The sequence below is a fragment of the Nocardia sp. JCM 38205 genome (assembly GCF_058222935.1).
Window position 1 is genome coordinate 22,946 of the sequence record NZ_JBYHFL010000012.1, and the last position, 14,907, is coordinate 37,852.

The window sequence follows — 14,907 nt, forward strand, 5'->3', positions numbered from 1 at the left end:
CGACACGGGCGAACCCGAACGATGGACCCAGACGACTGGGCTATGGTGGCGCCACAGTCATGAAACATCGCTCACAGATGATTCACAATACTTGACTTTGAGTTGATTGAGCTGTAATGGACCGCATTGCGTGGTGAAGTCTTGACCGTGAGGGGGTGAGCGGCTACTTTCTTTGAAGCTGACGTCATGTTCACACAGCTGGCGCCAGGTGATCGCGACTCGCTGTCGTCGGCACCTCGTTGCGATGCGCCCACGATCCCCGCCGGTCTGCCGGCATTCGTCTTCTCACAAAGGAACCCAAGTGAAGGTCAACGGAAAGACCGCCATCGTGACCGGCGCCGGCCGTGGCATCGGCGCCGCGATCTGCGCGCGCCTGGTGGATGCCGGCGCACACGTCGTCGCCGCGGATCTCGACGGCGACGCCGCAGGACAGGTGGCGGACGAGCTGTGCGCGATCCGGCCGGACGCCGCGGTAGCGGTGGCGGGCGACGTCGCCGACGAGAACTACCTGCGCGAACTCATCGCCGCCGCCGAGCACCGCTTCGGCCCGGTCCAGTTGTATTTCGCCAATGCGGGCATCCCCGGCCGTGCCGGCCTCGGTGATGACGAGGGCTGGCGGCTGGCCTTCGACGTCCACGTCCAGGCTCATGTCCGGGCCGCGCGGTTGCTGGTCGAGGGATGGGTCGCACGTGGCGAGGGGTACTTCGTCTCGACCGCATCCGCCGCAGGCCTGCTGACCCAGATCGGGGCCGCCGACTACTCGGTGACCAAACATGCCGCGGTCGCCTTCGCCGAATGGCTCAGTGTGACCTACGGCGACAAGGGAATCCGGGTGAGCTGTCTGTGCCCGATGGGTGTGGACACCGCGATGTTGCAGGCCGGAGTGGAATCCGGGGACCGCTGGGGAGCGGCGGCCGCGCGCGCGGTCACCGAGGCCGGCGCGGTGCTGCGGCCCGAAGACGTCGCCGCTCAGGTGCTCGACGCCATCGGCGACGAACGTTTCCTGATCCTGCCGCACCCCGAGGTCGGCGAGATGCATCGGCAGAAGGCCTCCGACTACGACCGCTGGCTCGGGGGTATGCGCCGCTACCAGGCATCACTACTCGCGGTCGGCTGATACGGCGCCTGCGCCTGCGCGCAGGCAGGAACCCCCGTGCGCGCACGCCGGAATCCGTCGAGCAGTTCGGCGCGGGCGAGCCGCGGAGATGGTGTGTGGCGAGCCCGCCGGGCGCCGAGGAAGGAACACCGATTTGTCGACAGCTCATCAGCACATGCCGAAACCGCAGCGGCGCAAGGCGATTCTCGTCGACTTCGGCGGCGTCCTCACCACCAGTGTGGCGGCCGCCTTCCGGGCCTTCGGGGCACGCATCGGCGTCGATCCGGACCTACCGATCCGGCTGATCGTCGGCGATCCGGTGGTTCGCTCGAGCTGTGCGGCATTCGAGGCGGGCGCGTGCAGCGATCAACAGTTCGAACTGATACTGGCCGGTGCGCTGATCCGGCACGGGGGCCGAGTCGAACCCGATGGGCTGCTGCGGAGGATCCGGGCCGAACTCGCCCCCGACCATGAGATGTTCGAGCTCGTCGCGGGCCTGCGAGCCGCAGGGCATCCGGTCGCGCTGGTGTCGAATTCCCTAGGCCGCGGTTGTTTCGACGGCTATGACTTGGACGACCTCGTCGATGTGGTAGTCGTGTCCACCGAAGTCGGACTGCGCAAACCCAGTCGCGAGATCTTTCGACTGGCCTGTCGCGAACTCGGTGTCGAACCGGCCGACGCCCTGCTGATCGATGACCTGCCGCACAATATCGACGGCGCCGGGCGGGCAGGCATCGACGGGATCCTGCACGGCAACGCCGGCCGTACCGCCGAGGAACTCGCGACCCGCTACGGCGTGTTCCCGCTGCTACCGCCTTCTCCGCCCGCGGCTAACCGGGGCTGGCGGCGCCCGCGGACGAGACCGTGGATGCGATGACCGCCGCGGCATGGACCCGACGATCGCGGGTAGTGCTGCGGGTAGGAGGTCTTTGCGCCCGGATGCGGCCATGACGACGTCGCATGGCGGCCTTCAGCGCAGGAGGAAACGTGTTCGTCGACGAAGAGGTGCGGATTCCGATCGACGAGGTCGGGCTGGACGGACATGTCTGGCTGCCGAGACGCGATGGCGGCGTGGTGGTTTTCGCGCACGGCAGCGGCAGCGGACGGCACAGCCCGCGCAACCGGCAGGTCGCCGCGGTACTGCGGCGGGCAGGCCTCGGCACGGTGTTGCTCGATCTGCTGACCGCGGCGGAGGACGACCTCGATCGGCGCACCCGTGCGCTGCGGTTCGATATGCCGCTGCTCGCCGGGCGCCTGGCCGGAGCCGTCGACTGGCTGACGGGGCAGCCGGCCACCTGCCGGCACCGGATCGGGCTGTTCGGTGCGAGTATCGGCGCGGCGGCCGCGCTGCTCACCGCCGCCGAACGGCCCGCCATCATCCACGCCGTCGTCTCCAGGGGTGGGCGACCGGATCTGGCCGGCGATGCGCTCACCCGAGTGCGGGCACCGACGCTGCTGATCGTCGGCGGCGCCGACGATCAGGTCCTCGACCTCAACCGGCAAGCGATGCGTCACATGACGATCACACCGCGACTGGAGATCGTGGCGGGCGCCACCCATCTGTTCGAAGAACCAGGAACGCTCGACCAGGCGGCCGAACTCGCCGCTGCCTGGTTCCTCCGCCATCTGGGCACCGCACCGGCCGCGCCGCCGCCGCTGTGATCGCCCGGACACCGCTGCCTCGATGCGGACCGGCGGTTTCACGCGCGCTCCACCGGGTACCGCCGCAGCATCAACCGCGGAAGTTCAGCCAGGCCGAGCAGCGAGGTGAGACCGATGGCCGAGACTCAGGTCGACGACGAACTCTGGAACGAATTCCACCGCGTGGTCAACATGTCGTCGCACGCCCTGCGCGACTGGCTACGCACCGAGGCGTCGGGTGCGCATGCCGAACGGGAACCGGACCGGTCCGGCCCCGAGATCGGCAGGCAGGTACTCGCCATCCTCGGTAAACGCCGGACCGACCTCACCGCCGACGACGTCGCGACCATGCGATACGTGGTGGATGAAGTCACCGCTGCGCGCCGCGCCGATCTGGAACCGGTCGCGGGTGACGCCCAGTTCCGGCACCGGCTGATGTCCCTGGGCCACGACCCGTTGCAGGCTCCCTGATCAGCGGCGGACGCCGGATCCGGATGTTCAGCTCGCCGTTGCGGCCAGGAGCCCGTTCTCGCGGGCGATCTTCTCGATCTGCTCGGGTGTGCCCGCCATGATCGTGCGCACGTGCTCGGTGACCAGCTCGACCGGCCAGTTCCACCAGGCCGCACGCAGCAATCGGTCGATGTCGTCGTCGGGGAAGCGCTGCTTGACGGTGCGTGCCGGGTTGCCGCCGACGATGGTGTACGGGGCGACGTCGCCGGTGACGACGGCACCCGTGGCGATGATGGCGCCGTCACCGATCCGCACGCCGGGCATCACCAGGCTGTTGTAGCCGAACCAGACGTCGTTGCCGACCACGGTGTCGCCGCGGCTGGGGATCGAGGTGATGATGTCCATGGTCTGCTCGGCCCAGGTGCCGCCGAAGATGGTGAACGGGAAGGTGGACACCCCATGGGTCGGATGGTTGGCGCCGGCCATGATGAAGCGGGTGCCGGTGGCGATGGCGCAGTAGCGGCCGATGATCAGTTTCTCCGGGCCGAACGGATAGAGCACGTTGTTCGTTTCGAACTCGGTGGCCGCGTGCGGATCGTCGAAATAGGTGTAGTCGCCGACTTCGATGCTGTCGGAGGTGATGTGCGGTGCGAGGAAGACCGTGCGGTCGGTGTGCGGCAGCGGGAAGCGGGTCGTGGGATCAGGAATAGTCGACACCGCAGCGAGCCTAGTTTGCGTGCGTGCGCCGCGGCCTGTGCCGATGCGGTCGGTCGATTCCCGGTAGCGTCGTAGCAACTCGGGGCCGGCGGACTGGCCCTTTCGTAAGTATCCAGTTGGCGGGCCAGTGGCCGAGATCTGGCTATTGGGCATAGGTCCAGTTGTGGGTCAAGCTGGACCGATGGTGCGTCGGCTGATCGCGTTGTACGCGGGTTTGTGGTTGTACGGGTTCTCCATGGCCGTGATGGTGCGGGCAGGGCTCGGCTTGGATCCCTGGGATGTGTTTCATCAGGGCGTGGCCGAGCACGTGCCGCTGAGCTTCGGGATGGTCACCGCGCTGACGGGGATCGCGGTCCTGCTGGCATGGATTCCGTTGCGGCAGCGGCCCGGGCTGGGCACGGTGAGCAATGTCGTGGTGCTCGCGGTGTCGGTCGACGCCGGGTTGTGGATGCTGCCGGAATGGGAATCACTGCCCGTGCAGGCGGGTGCCATGGTCGCGGCGGTCGTGCTCAACGCCGTCGCCACGGTGCTCTACATCGGAGCGGGTATGGGGCCGGGCCCGCGTGACGGCCTGATGACGGGCCTGGTCCGGCGCACCGGGCTGTCGGTCCGGGCGGTGCGCACCACGATCGAGGTCACGGTGCTGGTCACCGGATGGCTGCTCGGCGGCTCGGTCGGTCTCGGCACCCTGGTCTACGCCTTCGGCATCGGGCCGTTGATCCAGGTGCTGATTCCGGTGGCCGATCGGTGGCTGCCCGGATTTCGGGACGAGCCCGCCCCGCAATCGGATCCGGTGCCCGCAACCGCGTAAAGGGTTGTGGCTGCACGAGATTTCCCGAGCGCCTACGATGTGCGCACGGGAGAGATCTCCGTTGATGGGAGAGCGTGATGAACGACAGTGCGAGCGTGGTGGATCCGAACACGCCCAGCATCGCGCGGGTGTACGACTACCTGCTGGGCGGGAAGGACAATTACCCCGTCGATCAGGAGATCGGCGACCATTTCAAGATCAATCTGCCTGGCTCGGTGTCCATCGCCTTCGGTAACCGGCAGGCCCTGGTGCGCGCGGTGCGCGATATCGCGCGCAGCGGTGTGCGGCAATTCATCGATCTGGGCAGCGGGCTCCCGACCGCCGACAATGTGCATCAGATCGCGGCCCGCTACACCGACGGCGCCAAGGTGGTCTACGTCGACAACGATCCCATCGTGCTCGCCCACGGGCGCGCCCTGCTTGCCACCGATGACAACACGACCGTGGTGCAAGCGGATGTGCGTGAGCCGGAGCGGATCCGCGACAGCGACGAGGTGGCGCAGCTGATCGATTTCGACGAACCGGTCGCGGTCGTGTTCAGCGCGATCCTGCACCACCTCAACGACGATGAGGATCCCACCGGGGTGGTGTCGTACTGGCGCGACCAGATCCCCTCCGGTAGCCAGATTTTCATCTCGCACTTCCGATCCGGCGGCAATGCCGAGACCGAAGCCGCTGAGCAGAAGCTGCAATCGACGTTCGGCCGCGGCCGCTGGCGCACCGACGACGAGATCGGTGCCCTGTTCGGCGATCTCGAGATCCTGGAGCCGGGCATCGTGCCCGCGGTGCTGTGGCGGCCCGATGCGCCGGGCGAATCCGACACCTCGGTCTCCACCATCGGTACGCCGGAAAGAGAACTGACGGTATGGGATCAGTTGATCGTCGCCGGTCTGGCGCGCAAACCGTAAGGGACTTTCGGCACTTCTCGAGGCGGCGCGCCGTCTCGGCACTTGTCCGAGCGGCGTGTCTGCGCTGATCATGATCACGTGTTGATATCTGATGGGGTGATCGGGCTCCGGCCGATCACGGTGGCCGATGCGCAGGCGCATCTGGCGGGGGAGGACGCGGAGTCGGCCCGATGGCGTGACGGTGGTCAGGGCACACTCGCCACCGTGACCGAACACTTCCGGCGTTGTGCGGCCGAATGGGAGGCCGACGGCCCGAACAAGACCTTCGCGATCGCGGCACTGGACGACGGTGTGCTGGTGGGGACGCTCGACATCCAGGTCGATCAGGATTTCCTGGCAGACCGGCAGGCGAACGTGTCCTACGGCATCTATCCGCAGTTCCGCCGCCGCGGCCTTGCCGCCCGCGCGGTGGTATTGGCCTGCCGCTATATCGCCGCGCGCGATCTGGCCGATGAGGCCGTGCTGCGGATCGACCCGGCCAACAAGGCATCGGTGGCGGTCGCGCACCGGGTCGGTTTCGCCTACCACCACACCACCGACGATCCGGATGAGGGCACGCTGGACTGGTTCTTGCAGGCGGTGTAGGGCTGGTCAGCCGGGGCCGGCGTCGGCCTCGATCAGGGTGCGGATCGTGTCCGCCCAATACCCGAGGGTGCGGGTCTCGCCATGGGCGCCGGTCCGTAGCGGACGCGCGGCAGTCACGCCGCGCAGCAGGGTGATGGTGAGGTCGCGGATGGCGGGGTAGCGGGGGTGCGCGGTGAGCTCGGGACCGAACAGGGTGTCGATGACGCGGTGCAGATCGCGCCCGGCGCGCCGTTCGGATTCACGCAGGACGGCTGCGAGGGTGGGGTCGGTGCGCGCAGCCGCCCAGAGTTCTTGTTCGGCTCGAGCCGCCGGTCGAGTCATCGTCTCGAGCAGCGCGGTCAGCGTGCGTTCGATGGGGTCGGCGCTCGCGCCGGGTGCTGCGGCGGCCTGTTGCGCGGCGTGTTCATTGAGCTCGACCAGATGCTCCACCAGCGCGGCGGTGAGGGTGTCGAGGGTGGGGAAGTGGTGCAGCAGGGCGCCGCGGCTCAACCCGGCCGCGTGCTGCACCGCCAGCGTGGACCAACCCGCGTAACCGCGCTCGACCAGCAGCCGGGTCGCGGCCTCCAAAATGCGTGCGCGGGTGGCGCTGCGCTGCTGCTCGCGGGTGGGCATCGCGGTATCCCCTCGGTGCGGTGGTCGACGCAAGAATTTCACGGTCACTATTGACTGTCAACCCGGTCGTGCGTCAGGCTGCTCGGTGACGGCGAATCGCCCACACCGATGCTCGACGCTCCGTCCTCGGCGCCAGCGTTTCGCGCCTGTGAAAGGAAAAGCCTTGTCCGACAAGCAATCACATTCCGGCACCCGGCCGGCGGCATGGTACGAGAACTGGACCGAAGGGCCGGACTCACCCTGGCGGGATAGGCCCGAACCCGCCGATGAGCACGAGTATCCGACGCTGACCTATCAGCGCGACGGCCGCATCGCCCGGCTCACCTTCAACCGGCCCGAGAAGGGCAACACCATCACCCCCGATACCCCACGTGATCTCGCGGACGCGGTGGAACGCGCGGATCTGGATCCCCGCGTGCACGTCATCCTGCTGTCGGGGCGCGGAAAGGGCTTTTGCGGCGGCTATGACCTCGATATGTTCGCCGAACAGGGCTTCTCACCGGCCGGCGGGCGCGATGAGGTGGCGGGCACGGTGGTGGATCCGGTGGTCAACGGAGTCAACCACAACCCGTGGGGCACCTGGGATCCGATGATCGACTACGCGATGATGAGCCGGTTCAACCGGGGCTTCGCCAGCCTCATGCAGGCGAACAAGCCGACGGTGGCGAAGCTGCACGGTTTCGCCATCGCCGGCGGCACCGATATCGCGCTGTACGCCGATCAGATCATCTGCGCCGACGACACCAAGATCGGTTATCCGCCCACCCGCACCTGGGGCATTCCGGCCGGCGGCATGTGGGCGCATCGGCTCGGTGACCAGCGGGCCAAGCGGTTGCTGTTCACCGGCGATTCCCTCAGCGGCAAGCAGGCCGAGGAATGGGGTCTCGCGGTGGAATCCTGCCCGGCCGACGAGCTCGACGAACGCACCGAGGCGCTGGTGGAGCGGATCGCCCGGATGCCGGTCAACCAGCTGATGATGGCGAAGCTGGCGTTGAACTCGGCGCTGTACGCGCAGGGTGTGGCCAACTCCGGCATGATCAGCACGGTGTTCGACGGTATCTCCCGGCACACCCGTGAGGGCTACGCCTTTCAGTTGCGTGCCGCCACCGTCGGGTTCCGGGAGGCGGTGCGCGAGCGCGACGAGCCGTTCGGCGACCACAAGCGAGCGCAGTTCGAACGCTGAGGCGTGCACGCGCGATTTCGGCTGCCGGCCCGCGATGAATTCGCCCGGTCCAGGCCGTCACTATCGGTATGACGACACGTTTTCTCGACACCGGTGACGCCGACATCGCCTATGAAGTGCACGGCCCGCTGCCCACGGCCGACGGCCGCGCGCCACTGGTCTTGATCGCTCAGCCGATGGATGCCACCGGCTTCGCAGCCTTGGTCGAACAGTTTCCCGATCGCACCGTGATCACCTACGACCCGCGCGGTCTCGGCCGCAGTACCCGCAGGGATGGCCGGATCGACCATTCGCCGACGGTGCAAGCCGAGGACGTGCACGCGCTGATCGAGAGCCTCGGCGCCGGCCCGGTCGAGCTCTTCGCCAGCAGCGGCGGGGCGATCACCGCGCTCGCGCTGGTGACCGCCCATCCCGGCGATGTGTCGACGCTGGTCGCGCACGAGCCGCCGCTGCTGGCGGTGCTGCCCGATGCCGCTGCCGCCGAACGGGCGCGAGCCCGGACGTTCGAGGCGTACCGGGCGCGGGGTTTCGGCGCGGGGATGGCCGATTTCCTCGCGATGACGTCGTGGCGGGGTGAATTCACCGAGGACTATTTCGCGCAACCCGCTGCCGATCCCGCGCAGTTCGGGCTGCCCACCGACGACGACGGTGCGCGCGAGGATCCGCTGCTGTCGGACCGGTCCTGGGCGGTGTCGAGCTACCGTCCCGACGTCGAGGCCCTCGCCGCCGCGCCGACCCGCATCGTGATAGCCGTCGGCGAGGAGTCGCTCGGAGTCATGACCGGCCGCACCGCGGTGGCGACGGCCGAACTGCTCGGCCAGCAGGCGACGGTGTTCCCGAGCCATCACGGTGGCTTCATGGGCGGTCAGTACGGCTACGCCGGGCAGCCGGAGGCGTTCGCGAAGAAGCTGCGCGAGGTACTCGACGAACGATGAAGCACGTGGCGCGCTCGATCGCGGGGTGAGCGCGCCTATTCCCCCAGCGGGTCGGGTAGCAGGCCCTCGGAGGCGCGAAAGCGACGGGCGAAACCCGCGAGCAGTTCCTGCGATTCCGGGGACAGGTCGACGGTCAGCCGCATCAGCCGCCGGAAATGCGGGTCGGAGAATTCGCCGACGAGTTGCGCCTGTGCCGCCCCTGGGCACGGACCATTGAAATAGGAATCCGACACAGCACCCACGTCAACGCTCCCGACCGTCTAGTTGCTGTAAGTAACATACCGGCAAATCCGGCATAACGACGGAGATCGGCGATTAGCCGTATCGGTGTGTTGGGCGAGAAGCCTTGCGCATAGCACGGTTTCGGGCGCGTGGTCTCCCCATCGGTGGTGACCCTCCCGAGGCCGCGAGGGGCACTGTGAGCACGAGTTCTCCGCCCGGGCCGGTCTCGGGGGTGCGCCGGGTGATCAGCACACGATCGGCAATCGCGGTGAGTCGACGGGCTCGCCCGCGTTGTCTATGGCCCTAGATCCGGTCCGCGCCCCAACTGCGATGGACATAGCCGATCACCCGGTCCAGTTCGTCGCGATCGACGGAGGCGGATTCGCCCGGTTCCAGCGGGTCGAAGTGGAAGATGTAGAGCCGCGAGGCGAATTGTTCGAACGGCAGCGATGCTTCCCCGAAACGCTCACCGTGGCCAGCGGTGCCGACGATGACGCCGTCGCCCCAGTCCTGGCCGCTGTCATTGTTGGGGTTGAAGAAATAGACCCGCATTTGTTCCTGCGGATCCAGATTCACCCGTAGCACCGTGATGGCATGCCAGCCGACGAACCGGGCCGCGCTGTCGGTCACCGCGATGCCGGCCGGTTGCGGGTGGATCAAGGGCTGGTTGCCGTTGTAGAAGGGGTGGTAGCTGGCATAGAAGTGGCGCAGGAAATCATCGAGGTCGGTCAGATTGCCGGTGGCGACGTCGACATTGATGCGGAAACCGCGTCCGGACCACCAGCCGTGGAACTCGGGATTGATCCACCGGTGCGGATCGCCGTCACGGCCAAGGCAGTGCCTGCCCATCTCGGCGTAGATGCGGTCCAGATGCGGGACCACCAGCACCGAGACCGGATCGAGGTCGATCGGCGGCCCCGCGGCGGCACCGGCACTGTCGTCGCGGGAGGAGATCGGGGTGCCCTCGAAGTGCATGACGATCTCGTCGTCGCGGGCCGCCCACGTCACCGCGTGCAGCAGATAGTCGGGATCGTTGTAGGCCCACATGGACAGTGCGCGCGCCGACTGGCAGGTGGGGTTGTCGCCCTGCCCGATGCCCAGCGGCAGGCCGAGCATCGACAGCACTCCCGCCAACAGCCACACCCGCGCGTCGGGGGTGGGCCCGAACACCCGGCTCAACCGTTGCCGGGACGTCGGTGAGAGCTGTAGGCCGATCTGGCGCCACAGCGCGGGGGCGACCGGCGGCTGATAGAGGATGCCGCGCTCGAGCAGCAGTGCCAGCCCGTAGATGCACTGCGCGGTCTCGACCTGCACCGCTTCGTCGATCAGGCTGTGCACGAGTTCGTGATAGCAGAGCAGGCAGTCGCGGCCGGTGCTGGACAATCCCATCGCCTCGGCGAGGAGATAGTCGCCCTTCTCCAGCAGATGACGCAGTAGCACGGCGTGATAGGGCGAGACGAGTCCGGTGTCGTGCATCGAGCGCGCGAACCCCGAGGCTTCGTACTGCAGAGCGCTGTCATCCATCGTTTCCAGGCGTTCGCGATAGATGTCGACGCCAGGATCTTCCCGGCACGCGTCGGTGGTTCCGTAGAGGCTGCTGATCAGCCGGTCCGCGCCGAGCGCGCCGGCGCCGAGGTCGATATCGGGGTTGGCGCGCGCGACCGCGATCTGGGTGATCATGCGTTTGACCGCGTCGACCTGAATGGGCCGTTGGCGCAGGATCCGCCAGATCTCGTCGACCAGATGCTCGAGCACCTTCTCGTAGCCGACCTCGGCCACGAGATGGTGCAGCAGTTCTCGCGTCACCTGTGCCATCCGGCCCTGTTGGGTCCGTTCGGCTTCGGTGGGCGGGGTGAACAGCAGCGACAGGTTGATCGCCAGTACCTGCGAGAGGTGGCTGTCGGCCTGTTCGGCGGTGATCAGCGGGTGTGAGTAGTCACCCTTGGCCACGGCGAGCAGGCGCAGGTTGCTCACCGTCTCCAGCACCGCGGTGTCGGCGTTCGGGCTGCGCAGCGAGCCGGTGCTCAGTGAGGGGATCAAGATCTGCGGCGAGGCCCAGTCGGTGCCGAGGAACAGGCCCGCGTTCTCCAACTCGGCTGCCCGCGCGCGCACCGCGGCGCAGCCGCCCGGCAGTGCGAGCACTCGCCGCAGCGCGTCGAAGGTCCGCGGCAACTTGACCTGCTTGCCGAAATCGCCTGCGTCGGTGAGCGATCGGATGGCATGGTCCAAGGTGGCCAGACGCCGTTCCAAGGATGCCCCGTCGCTGCTGAGCTGATTCAATCAGGATCCTCCCGTGATCCGGGCCGAGGCCGGGATCAGATATAGAAGTCGAGCTCTTCCTGTCGCTTCAGCAGGTCCCGCAGGGTGTACGGGTCGTCGCCGAAGAAATACAACAGGCCCCAATGGTTCCCGAACGCCGTGCGCTTGGTGACCTTCTCCGACAGCGGGGAGGTGAGCTCGTGTGATTCGAAGTAATCATGATCCTCGGTTTCCTCGGGCATGGACAGATGGCTCACCACGCGCCGTCGCGGATACACGCCGAAGCATCCGGCATGCCCTTTGGCATCAACCACTTCGCGGGGGAAGAAGGCCTCGATCTCTTCCTCGGTGGTCTTGGGGTCGAAGGCGAGGACCAGGGCATGGTAGGCGTTGAAGCCGTAGGTGCGTTCGAGAAGTTCGAAGACCTTGAATCCGGGCGGACGGTAGGCGACCTCACCGAAGTACATTTCGCCGTCGCTGGTGACGAAGTATTCGGGGTGCACGAAGCCGAATTCGATATCGAAGGTCTTGATCAGTTTTTCGACCTGCCGGGTGATCTCCGGCCGGTATCGCTCGAGCTCCGGCGTTGCGGGCACGAACACCGAATAGCCGAGCGTGACGTACTCGGAGATATTGAGGAAGCGGATCTTGCCGTTGTGGATCCATGCCTCCACCGCGAACTCCCACCCGTCCAGGTGCGACTCCATCAGTAGCGGGAAATCCTCGTCGGGAATCGTGTCGATCTCGTCGGGTGTCCTGATCACCCGATGGCCGAGGCAGCCTGCCTTGTCGAAGGCCTTGATGTGGATCGGGTCGTTCGGATCGCCGTCGAGCTTGAGCAGGGTCTGGTTGACGCGCTTGAGGAAGCGGACGACGTCGTCGCGCTCATGGGCCTCCTCGAAGATGCCGACCCGGATGCCGCCGAGCTGGGCGCGACGCTTCATCAGCGCCTTGTCGCGCAGCAGCATGGCCTGGCCGAACAGCCGCGGATTGTCCATCAGCACCGCGTTGATCGCGCCCGCCCATTCGACGGTTTCCTCGAAGATCGGGATCGCCACGTCCACACCCATATCGCGCAGCGTCTCGGCGATCTCCATCGAACGGTCGTTGAGACGTTCGAAGTTCCACGGAATGTACGGTATTCCGTTTTCTGCGCAGTAGTCTTCGATCCATTCCGGAGCGACCACCACGTATCGCCGGTCGAAGCGGTCGACCGCCTCGACGGCGTTCAAACTCCAGCCCAGCAGGGCAACGTATCCCTTGTCGGTATTTCGGCCTTTCGGTTCCTGTGCTGCAATCGACAAATCTCGTCCCCTCTTGGCCGTGCGAGATCGGTTGATCTCTCGGCCGTTTCTCGGCTCCGGCAGCGACCTCCGGCAGACGTGTTCTGCCTGTTCAGAAGTGTGCGCGCCCTGTTCGCCTGGTTCTCTCGTCGGCCGGCATCCTCATCTGCACTGGTGAGGGGAAGGCCGCGTGCGTGATCGAAACCCGTTCTGGGGGCTGGATTCATGGACCTACCCTCCGTATTGCCGCCATTCACACGAGTACCCGGATCGTTGCGTTCCCAAACTGTCGCCGTCCTATGGGCGCACTTACGAACGTCTCGATATCCGGTGGTGCGGGATGTCGCAGACCTCCGACCGCCTGCCGGTGGCCGGGGGCGCGGCGGCCTCGCGCCCCCGGCAGCGATCAATCGGAGACGGCGCCTTCGCGCAGCAGGCCGTCGGACAGGTGCAGCCTGCGCTGGGCCCGGATATCGGTGAGGAAGCGTTCGTCGTGACTGACCACGACGAACGCGCCGCGATAGGCGTCCAGCGCGCTGACCAGTTGGCCGACGCTCACCAGATCGAGGTTGTTGGTCGGCTCGTCCAGCAGCAGCAATTGCGGCGCCGGCTCGGCGAACAGCACGCACGCGAGGGTGGCGCGTAGCCGTTCACCGCCGGAGAGCGCACCGACCGGCAGGTGCACGCGCGAGCCGCGGAACAGGAAGCGGGCCAGCAGGTTCATGCGCCGCGCGTCGGGCAGGTCCGGGGCGAACGCGGACAGGTTCTCGGCGACGCTTCGGTGCGGATCCAGCAGGTCCAATCGTTGTGACAGGTACGCGATGCGGCCATCGGCGCGGGTGATCGACCCGGCATCGGGATCCACGTCACCGCGGATCATCCGCAGCACTGTGGATTTGCCCGCTCCATTGGGGCCGGTCAAGGCGATCCGCTCCGGCCCGCGGATGAGCAGGTCGATGCCGCCGCCGGCGAAGATCTCCCGCTCGCCCAACCGCAGCCGCAGCCCTTGCCCGCTGAATACGGTGCGCCCGGCAGGAACATCGGTATCGGGCAGCTCGAGGCTGATCTTCTGTTCGGTGCGCAGGGCGCGGCCGGCTTCGTCGAGTCTGCTCTCGGCCGCCGCCACGCGCGCGCTGTGCGTGCCGTCGGCCTTGCCCGCCGACTCCTGCGCATTGCGCTTCATGGTGCCCGCGAAGATCTTGGGCAGCCCGGCGTTACCCAGATTCCTGGCGGCCGTGCTCGCCCGGCGGGCGGCGCGTTCCCTGGCCTGCTGCAATTCCCGCTTCTCCCGTTTGACCTCCTGTTCGGCGGAGCGGATGTTCTTCTCGGCGATCTCGCGCTCGGCGCGGACGGCGGCCTCGTAGTCGCTGAAAGTGCCGCCGTAGAAATGGATGTCGCCACGATGGAGTTCGGCGATGCGGTCCATCCGGTCGAGCAGGGCGCGGTCATGGCTGACCAGCAGCAGGGTTCCGCCCCAGTCGCCGAGCACGTCGTAGAGCTTGTGGCGCGCGGCGAGATCGAGGTTGTTGGTCGGCTCGTCCAGCAGCAGCACGTCGGGTCTGCGCAGCAGTTGGGCCGCGAGGCCGAGCGAGACGATCTGGCCGCCGCTGAGCGTGCCGGAGCGGCGGGTGAACGCGACGTCGCCGAGGTCGAGGCGGTCGAGCTGGGCGCGAGTGCGTTCCTCGATATCCCAGTCGGTGCCGATGGTGGTGAAGTGTTCCTCGCTGGCGTCGCCGGATTCGACGGCTTCCAGGGCCGCCAATACCGGTGCGATACCGAGGATTTCGGCGACGGTGAGATCGCCGGTCAGTGGCAGGGTCTGCGGCAGGTAGCCGAGCACGCCGTCGACGGCGATGGTGCCGCTGCTCGGGCGCAGGTCACCGGCGATGAGGCGCAGCAGCGTGCTCTTGCCCGAGCCGTTGGGCGCGACCAGGCCGGTGCGGCCGCGGGGGATGCTGAACGACAGGTCGGTGAAGACGGGGGTGTCGTCGGGCCAGGTGAAGCTCAGGCCGGAGCAGACGATGAACGCATCGGACATGTACGAGTCCTCGGGTGAAGGGATGAGTAGACGAACGGCGACATGGCCACGTCAGCGGCGCCGCGCGCCTGCTGGTGGCCGTCAGAGCCGGGTAACCCCGGAGATGTCGAGTTCACCTACCATGCCGGTACTCCCTGAATGCGATGACTTCCGCTCGACGATAGCAA

General features: G+C 67.1%; 15 protein-coding genes. 9 read left to right on the top strand and 6 right to left on the bottom strand.

Annotated elements, in window-relative coordinates:
• Window positions 1-301: 301 nt before the first annotated feature.
• The 4 genes from AC4HOU_RS27985 (at window position 302) to AC4HOU_RS28000 (ending at window position 3,208) form a co-directional block, all read left to right on the top strand.
• The gene (locus AC4HOU_RS27985) at window positions 302-1,117 is read left to right on the top strand and encodes an SDR family oxidoreductase (protein WP_194992489.1); all 816 of its coding nucleotides are present in this window, start codon (window positions 302-304) and stop codon (window positions 1,115-1,117) included.
• A gap of 133 nt (window positions 1,118-1,250) precedes the next feature.
• The gene (locus AC4HOU_RS27990) at window positions 1,251-1,973 is read left to right on the top strand and encodes an HAD-IA family hydrolase (protein WP_228806909.1); all 723 of its coding nucleotides are present in this window, start codon (window positions 1,251-1,253) and stop codon (window positions 1,971-1,973) included.
• A gap of 110 nt (window positions 1,974-2,083) precedes the next feature.
• On the top strand, window positions 2,084-2,758 hold the full coding sequence (locus AC4HOU_RS27995) for a dienelactone hydrolase family protein (RefSeq protein ID WP_324197467.1): 675 nt from the start codon (window positions 2,084-2,086) through the stop codon (window positions 2,756-2,758).
• Window positions 2,759-2,872: 114 nt separating this feature from the next.
• Window positions 2,873-3,208 carry a DUF3140 domain-containing protein gene (locus tag AC4HOU_RS28000; RefSeq protein WP_163812747.1) on the top strand — a complete coding sequence of 112 codons (336 nt, stop codon included), beginning with the start codon at window positions 2,873-2,875 and terminating at the stop codon, window positions 3,206-3,208.
• 27 nt (window positions 3,209-3,235) lie between these two features.
• On the opposite strand, the gene AC4HOU_RS28005 is transcribed toward AC4HOU_RS28000, so the two are convergent.
• Window positions 3,236-3,904, bottom strand: coding sequence for a CatB-related O-acetyltransferase (locus tag AC4HOU_RS28005; RefSeq protein WP_163812749.1), 669 nt, complete (start codon window positions 3,902-3,904; stop codon window positions 3,236-3,238).
• A 181-nt stretch (window positions 3,905-4,085) separates the two neighbouring features.
• Here AC4HOU_RS28005 and yczE point away from each other — a divergent pair, with 181 nt between their 5' ends.
• The 3 genes from yczE to AC4HOU_RS28020 all read left to right on the top strand — a co-directional run bounded on the left by yczE (window position 4,086) and on the right by AC4HOU_RS28020 (window position 6,208).
• Window positions 4,086-4,715 carry a membrane protein YczE gene (yczE, locus tag AC4HOU_RS28010; RefSeq protein ID WP_194992052.1) on the top strand — a complete coding sequence of 210 codons (630 nt, stop codon included), beginning with the start codon at window positions 4,086-4,088 and terminating at the stop codon, window positions 4,713-4,715.
• 77 nt (window positions 4,716-4,792) lie between these two features.
• On the top strand, window positions 4,793-5,623 hold the full coding sequence (locus tag AC4HOU_RS28015) for an SAM-dependent methyltransferase (RefSeq protein ID WP_194992051.1): 831 nt from the start codon (window positions 4,793-4,795) through the stop codon (window positions 5,621-5,623).
• 78 nt (window positions 5,624-5,701) lie between these two features.
• Window positions 5,702-6,208 carry a GNAT family N-acetyltransferase gene (locus AC4HOU_RS28020; RefSeq protein ID WP_280211778.1) on the top strand — a complete coding sequence of 169 codons (507 nt, stop codon included), beginning with the start codon at window positions 5,702-5,704 and terminating at the stop codon, window positions 6,206-6,208.
• 6 nt (window positions 6,209-6,214) lie between these two features.
• Here the strand turns inward: AC4HOU_RS28020 and AC4HOU_RS28025 are convergent, their stop codons facing one another.
• The gene (locus AC4HOU_RS28025; protein WP_194992050.1) at window positions 6,215-6,820 is read right to left on the bottom strand and encodes a TetR/AcrR family transcriptional regulator; all 606 of its coding nucleotides are present in this window, start codon (window positions 6,818-6,820) and stop codon (window positions 6,215-6,217) included.
• 163 nt (window positions 6,821-6,983) lie between these two features.
• Here AC4HOU_RS28025 and AC4HOU_RS28030 point away from each other — a divergent pair, with 163 nt between their 5' ends.
• Both AC4HOU_RS28030 and AC4HOU_RS28035 read left to right on the top strand, forming a co-directional pair.
• Window positions 6,984-8,003 carry a crotonase/enoyl-CoA hydratase family protein gene (locus AC4HOU_RS28030; RefSeq protein ID WP_163812756.1) on the top strand — a complete coding sequence of 340 codons (1,020 nt, stop codon included), beginning with the start codon at window positions 6,984-6,986 and terminating at the stop codon, window positions 8,001-8,003.
• Between the two features lie 68 nt (window positions 8,004-8,071).
• Entirely contained in the window at window positions 8,072-8,938 is an 867-nt protein-coding gene (locus tag AC4HOU_RS28035; protein WP_195007386.1) for an alpha/beta fold hydrolase, read from the top strand.
• A 35-nt stretch (window positions 8,939-8,973) separates the two neighbouring features.
• On the opposite strand, the gene AC4HOU_RS28040 is transcribed toward AC4HOU_RS28035, so the two are convergent.
• The 4 genes from AC4HOU_RS28040 to AC4HOU_RS28055 all read right to left on the bottom strand — a co-directional run bounded on the left by AC4HOU_RS28040 (window position 8,974) and on the right by AC4HOU_RS28055 (window position 14,740).
• Window positions 8,974-9,180, bottom strand: a complete 207-nt coding sequence (locus AC4HOU_RS28040; protein ID WP_163812760.1) for a hypothetical protein — start codon at window positions 9,178-9,180, stop codon at window positions 8,974-8,976.
• A gap of 283 nt (window positions 9,181-9,463) precedes the next feature.
• On the bottom strand, window positions 9,464-11,440 hold the full coding sequence (locus AC4HOU_RS28045) for a hypothetical protein (protein WP_194990550.1): 1,977 nt from the start codon (window positions 11,438-11,440) through the stop codon (window positions 9,464-9,466).
• A 35-nt stretch (window positions 11,441-11,475) separates the two neighbouring features.
• Complete coding sequence (locus AC4HOU_RS28050) at window positions 11,476-12,723, bottom strand: ATP-grasp domain-containing protein (RefSeq protein WP_175585842.1); 1,248 nt, start codon at window positions 12,721-12,723, stop codon at window positions 11,476-11,478.
• A 385-nt stretch (window positions 12,724-13,108) separates the two neighbouring features.
• Window positions 13,109-14,740, bottom strand: coding sequence for an ABC-F family ATP-binding cassette domain-containing protein (locus tag AC4HOU_RS28055; protein ID WP_194990551.1), 1,632 nt, complete (start codon window positions 14,738-14,740; stop codon window positions 13,109-13,111).
• Between the last annotated feature and the right edge of the window lie 167 nt (window positions 14,741-14,907).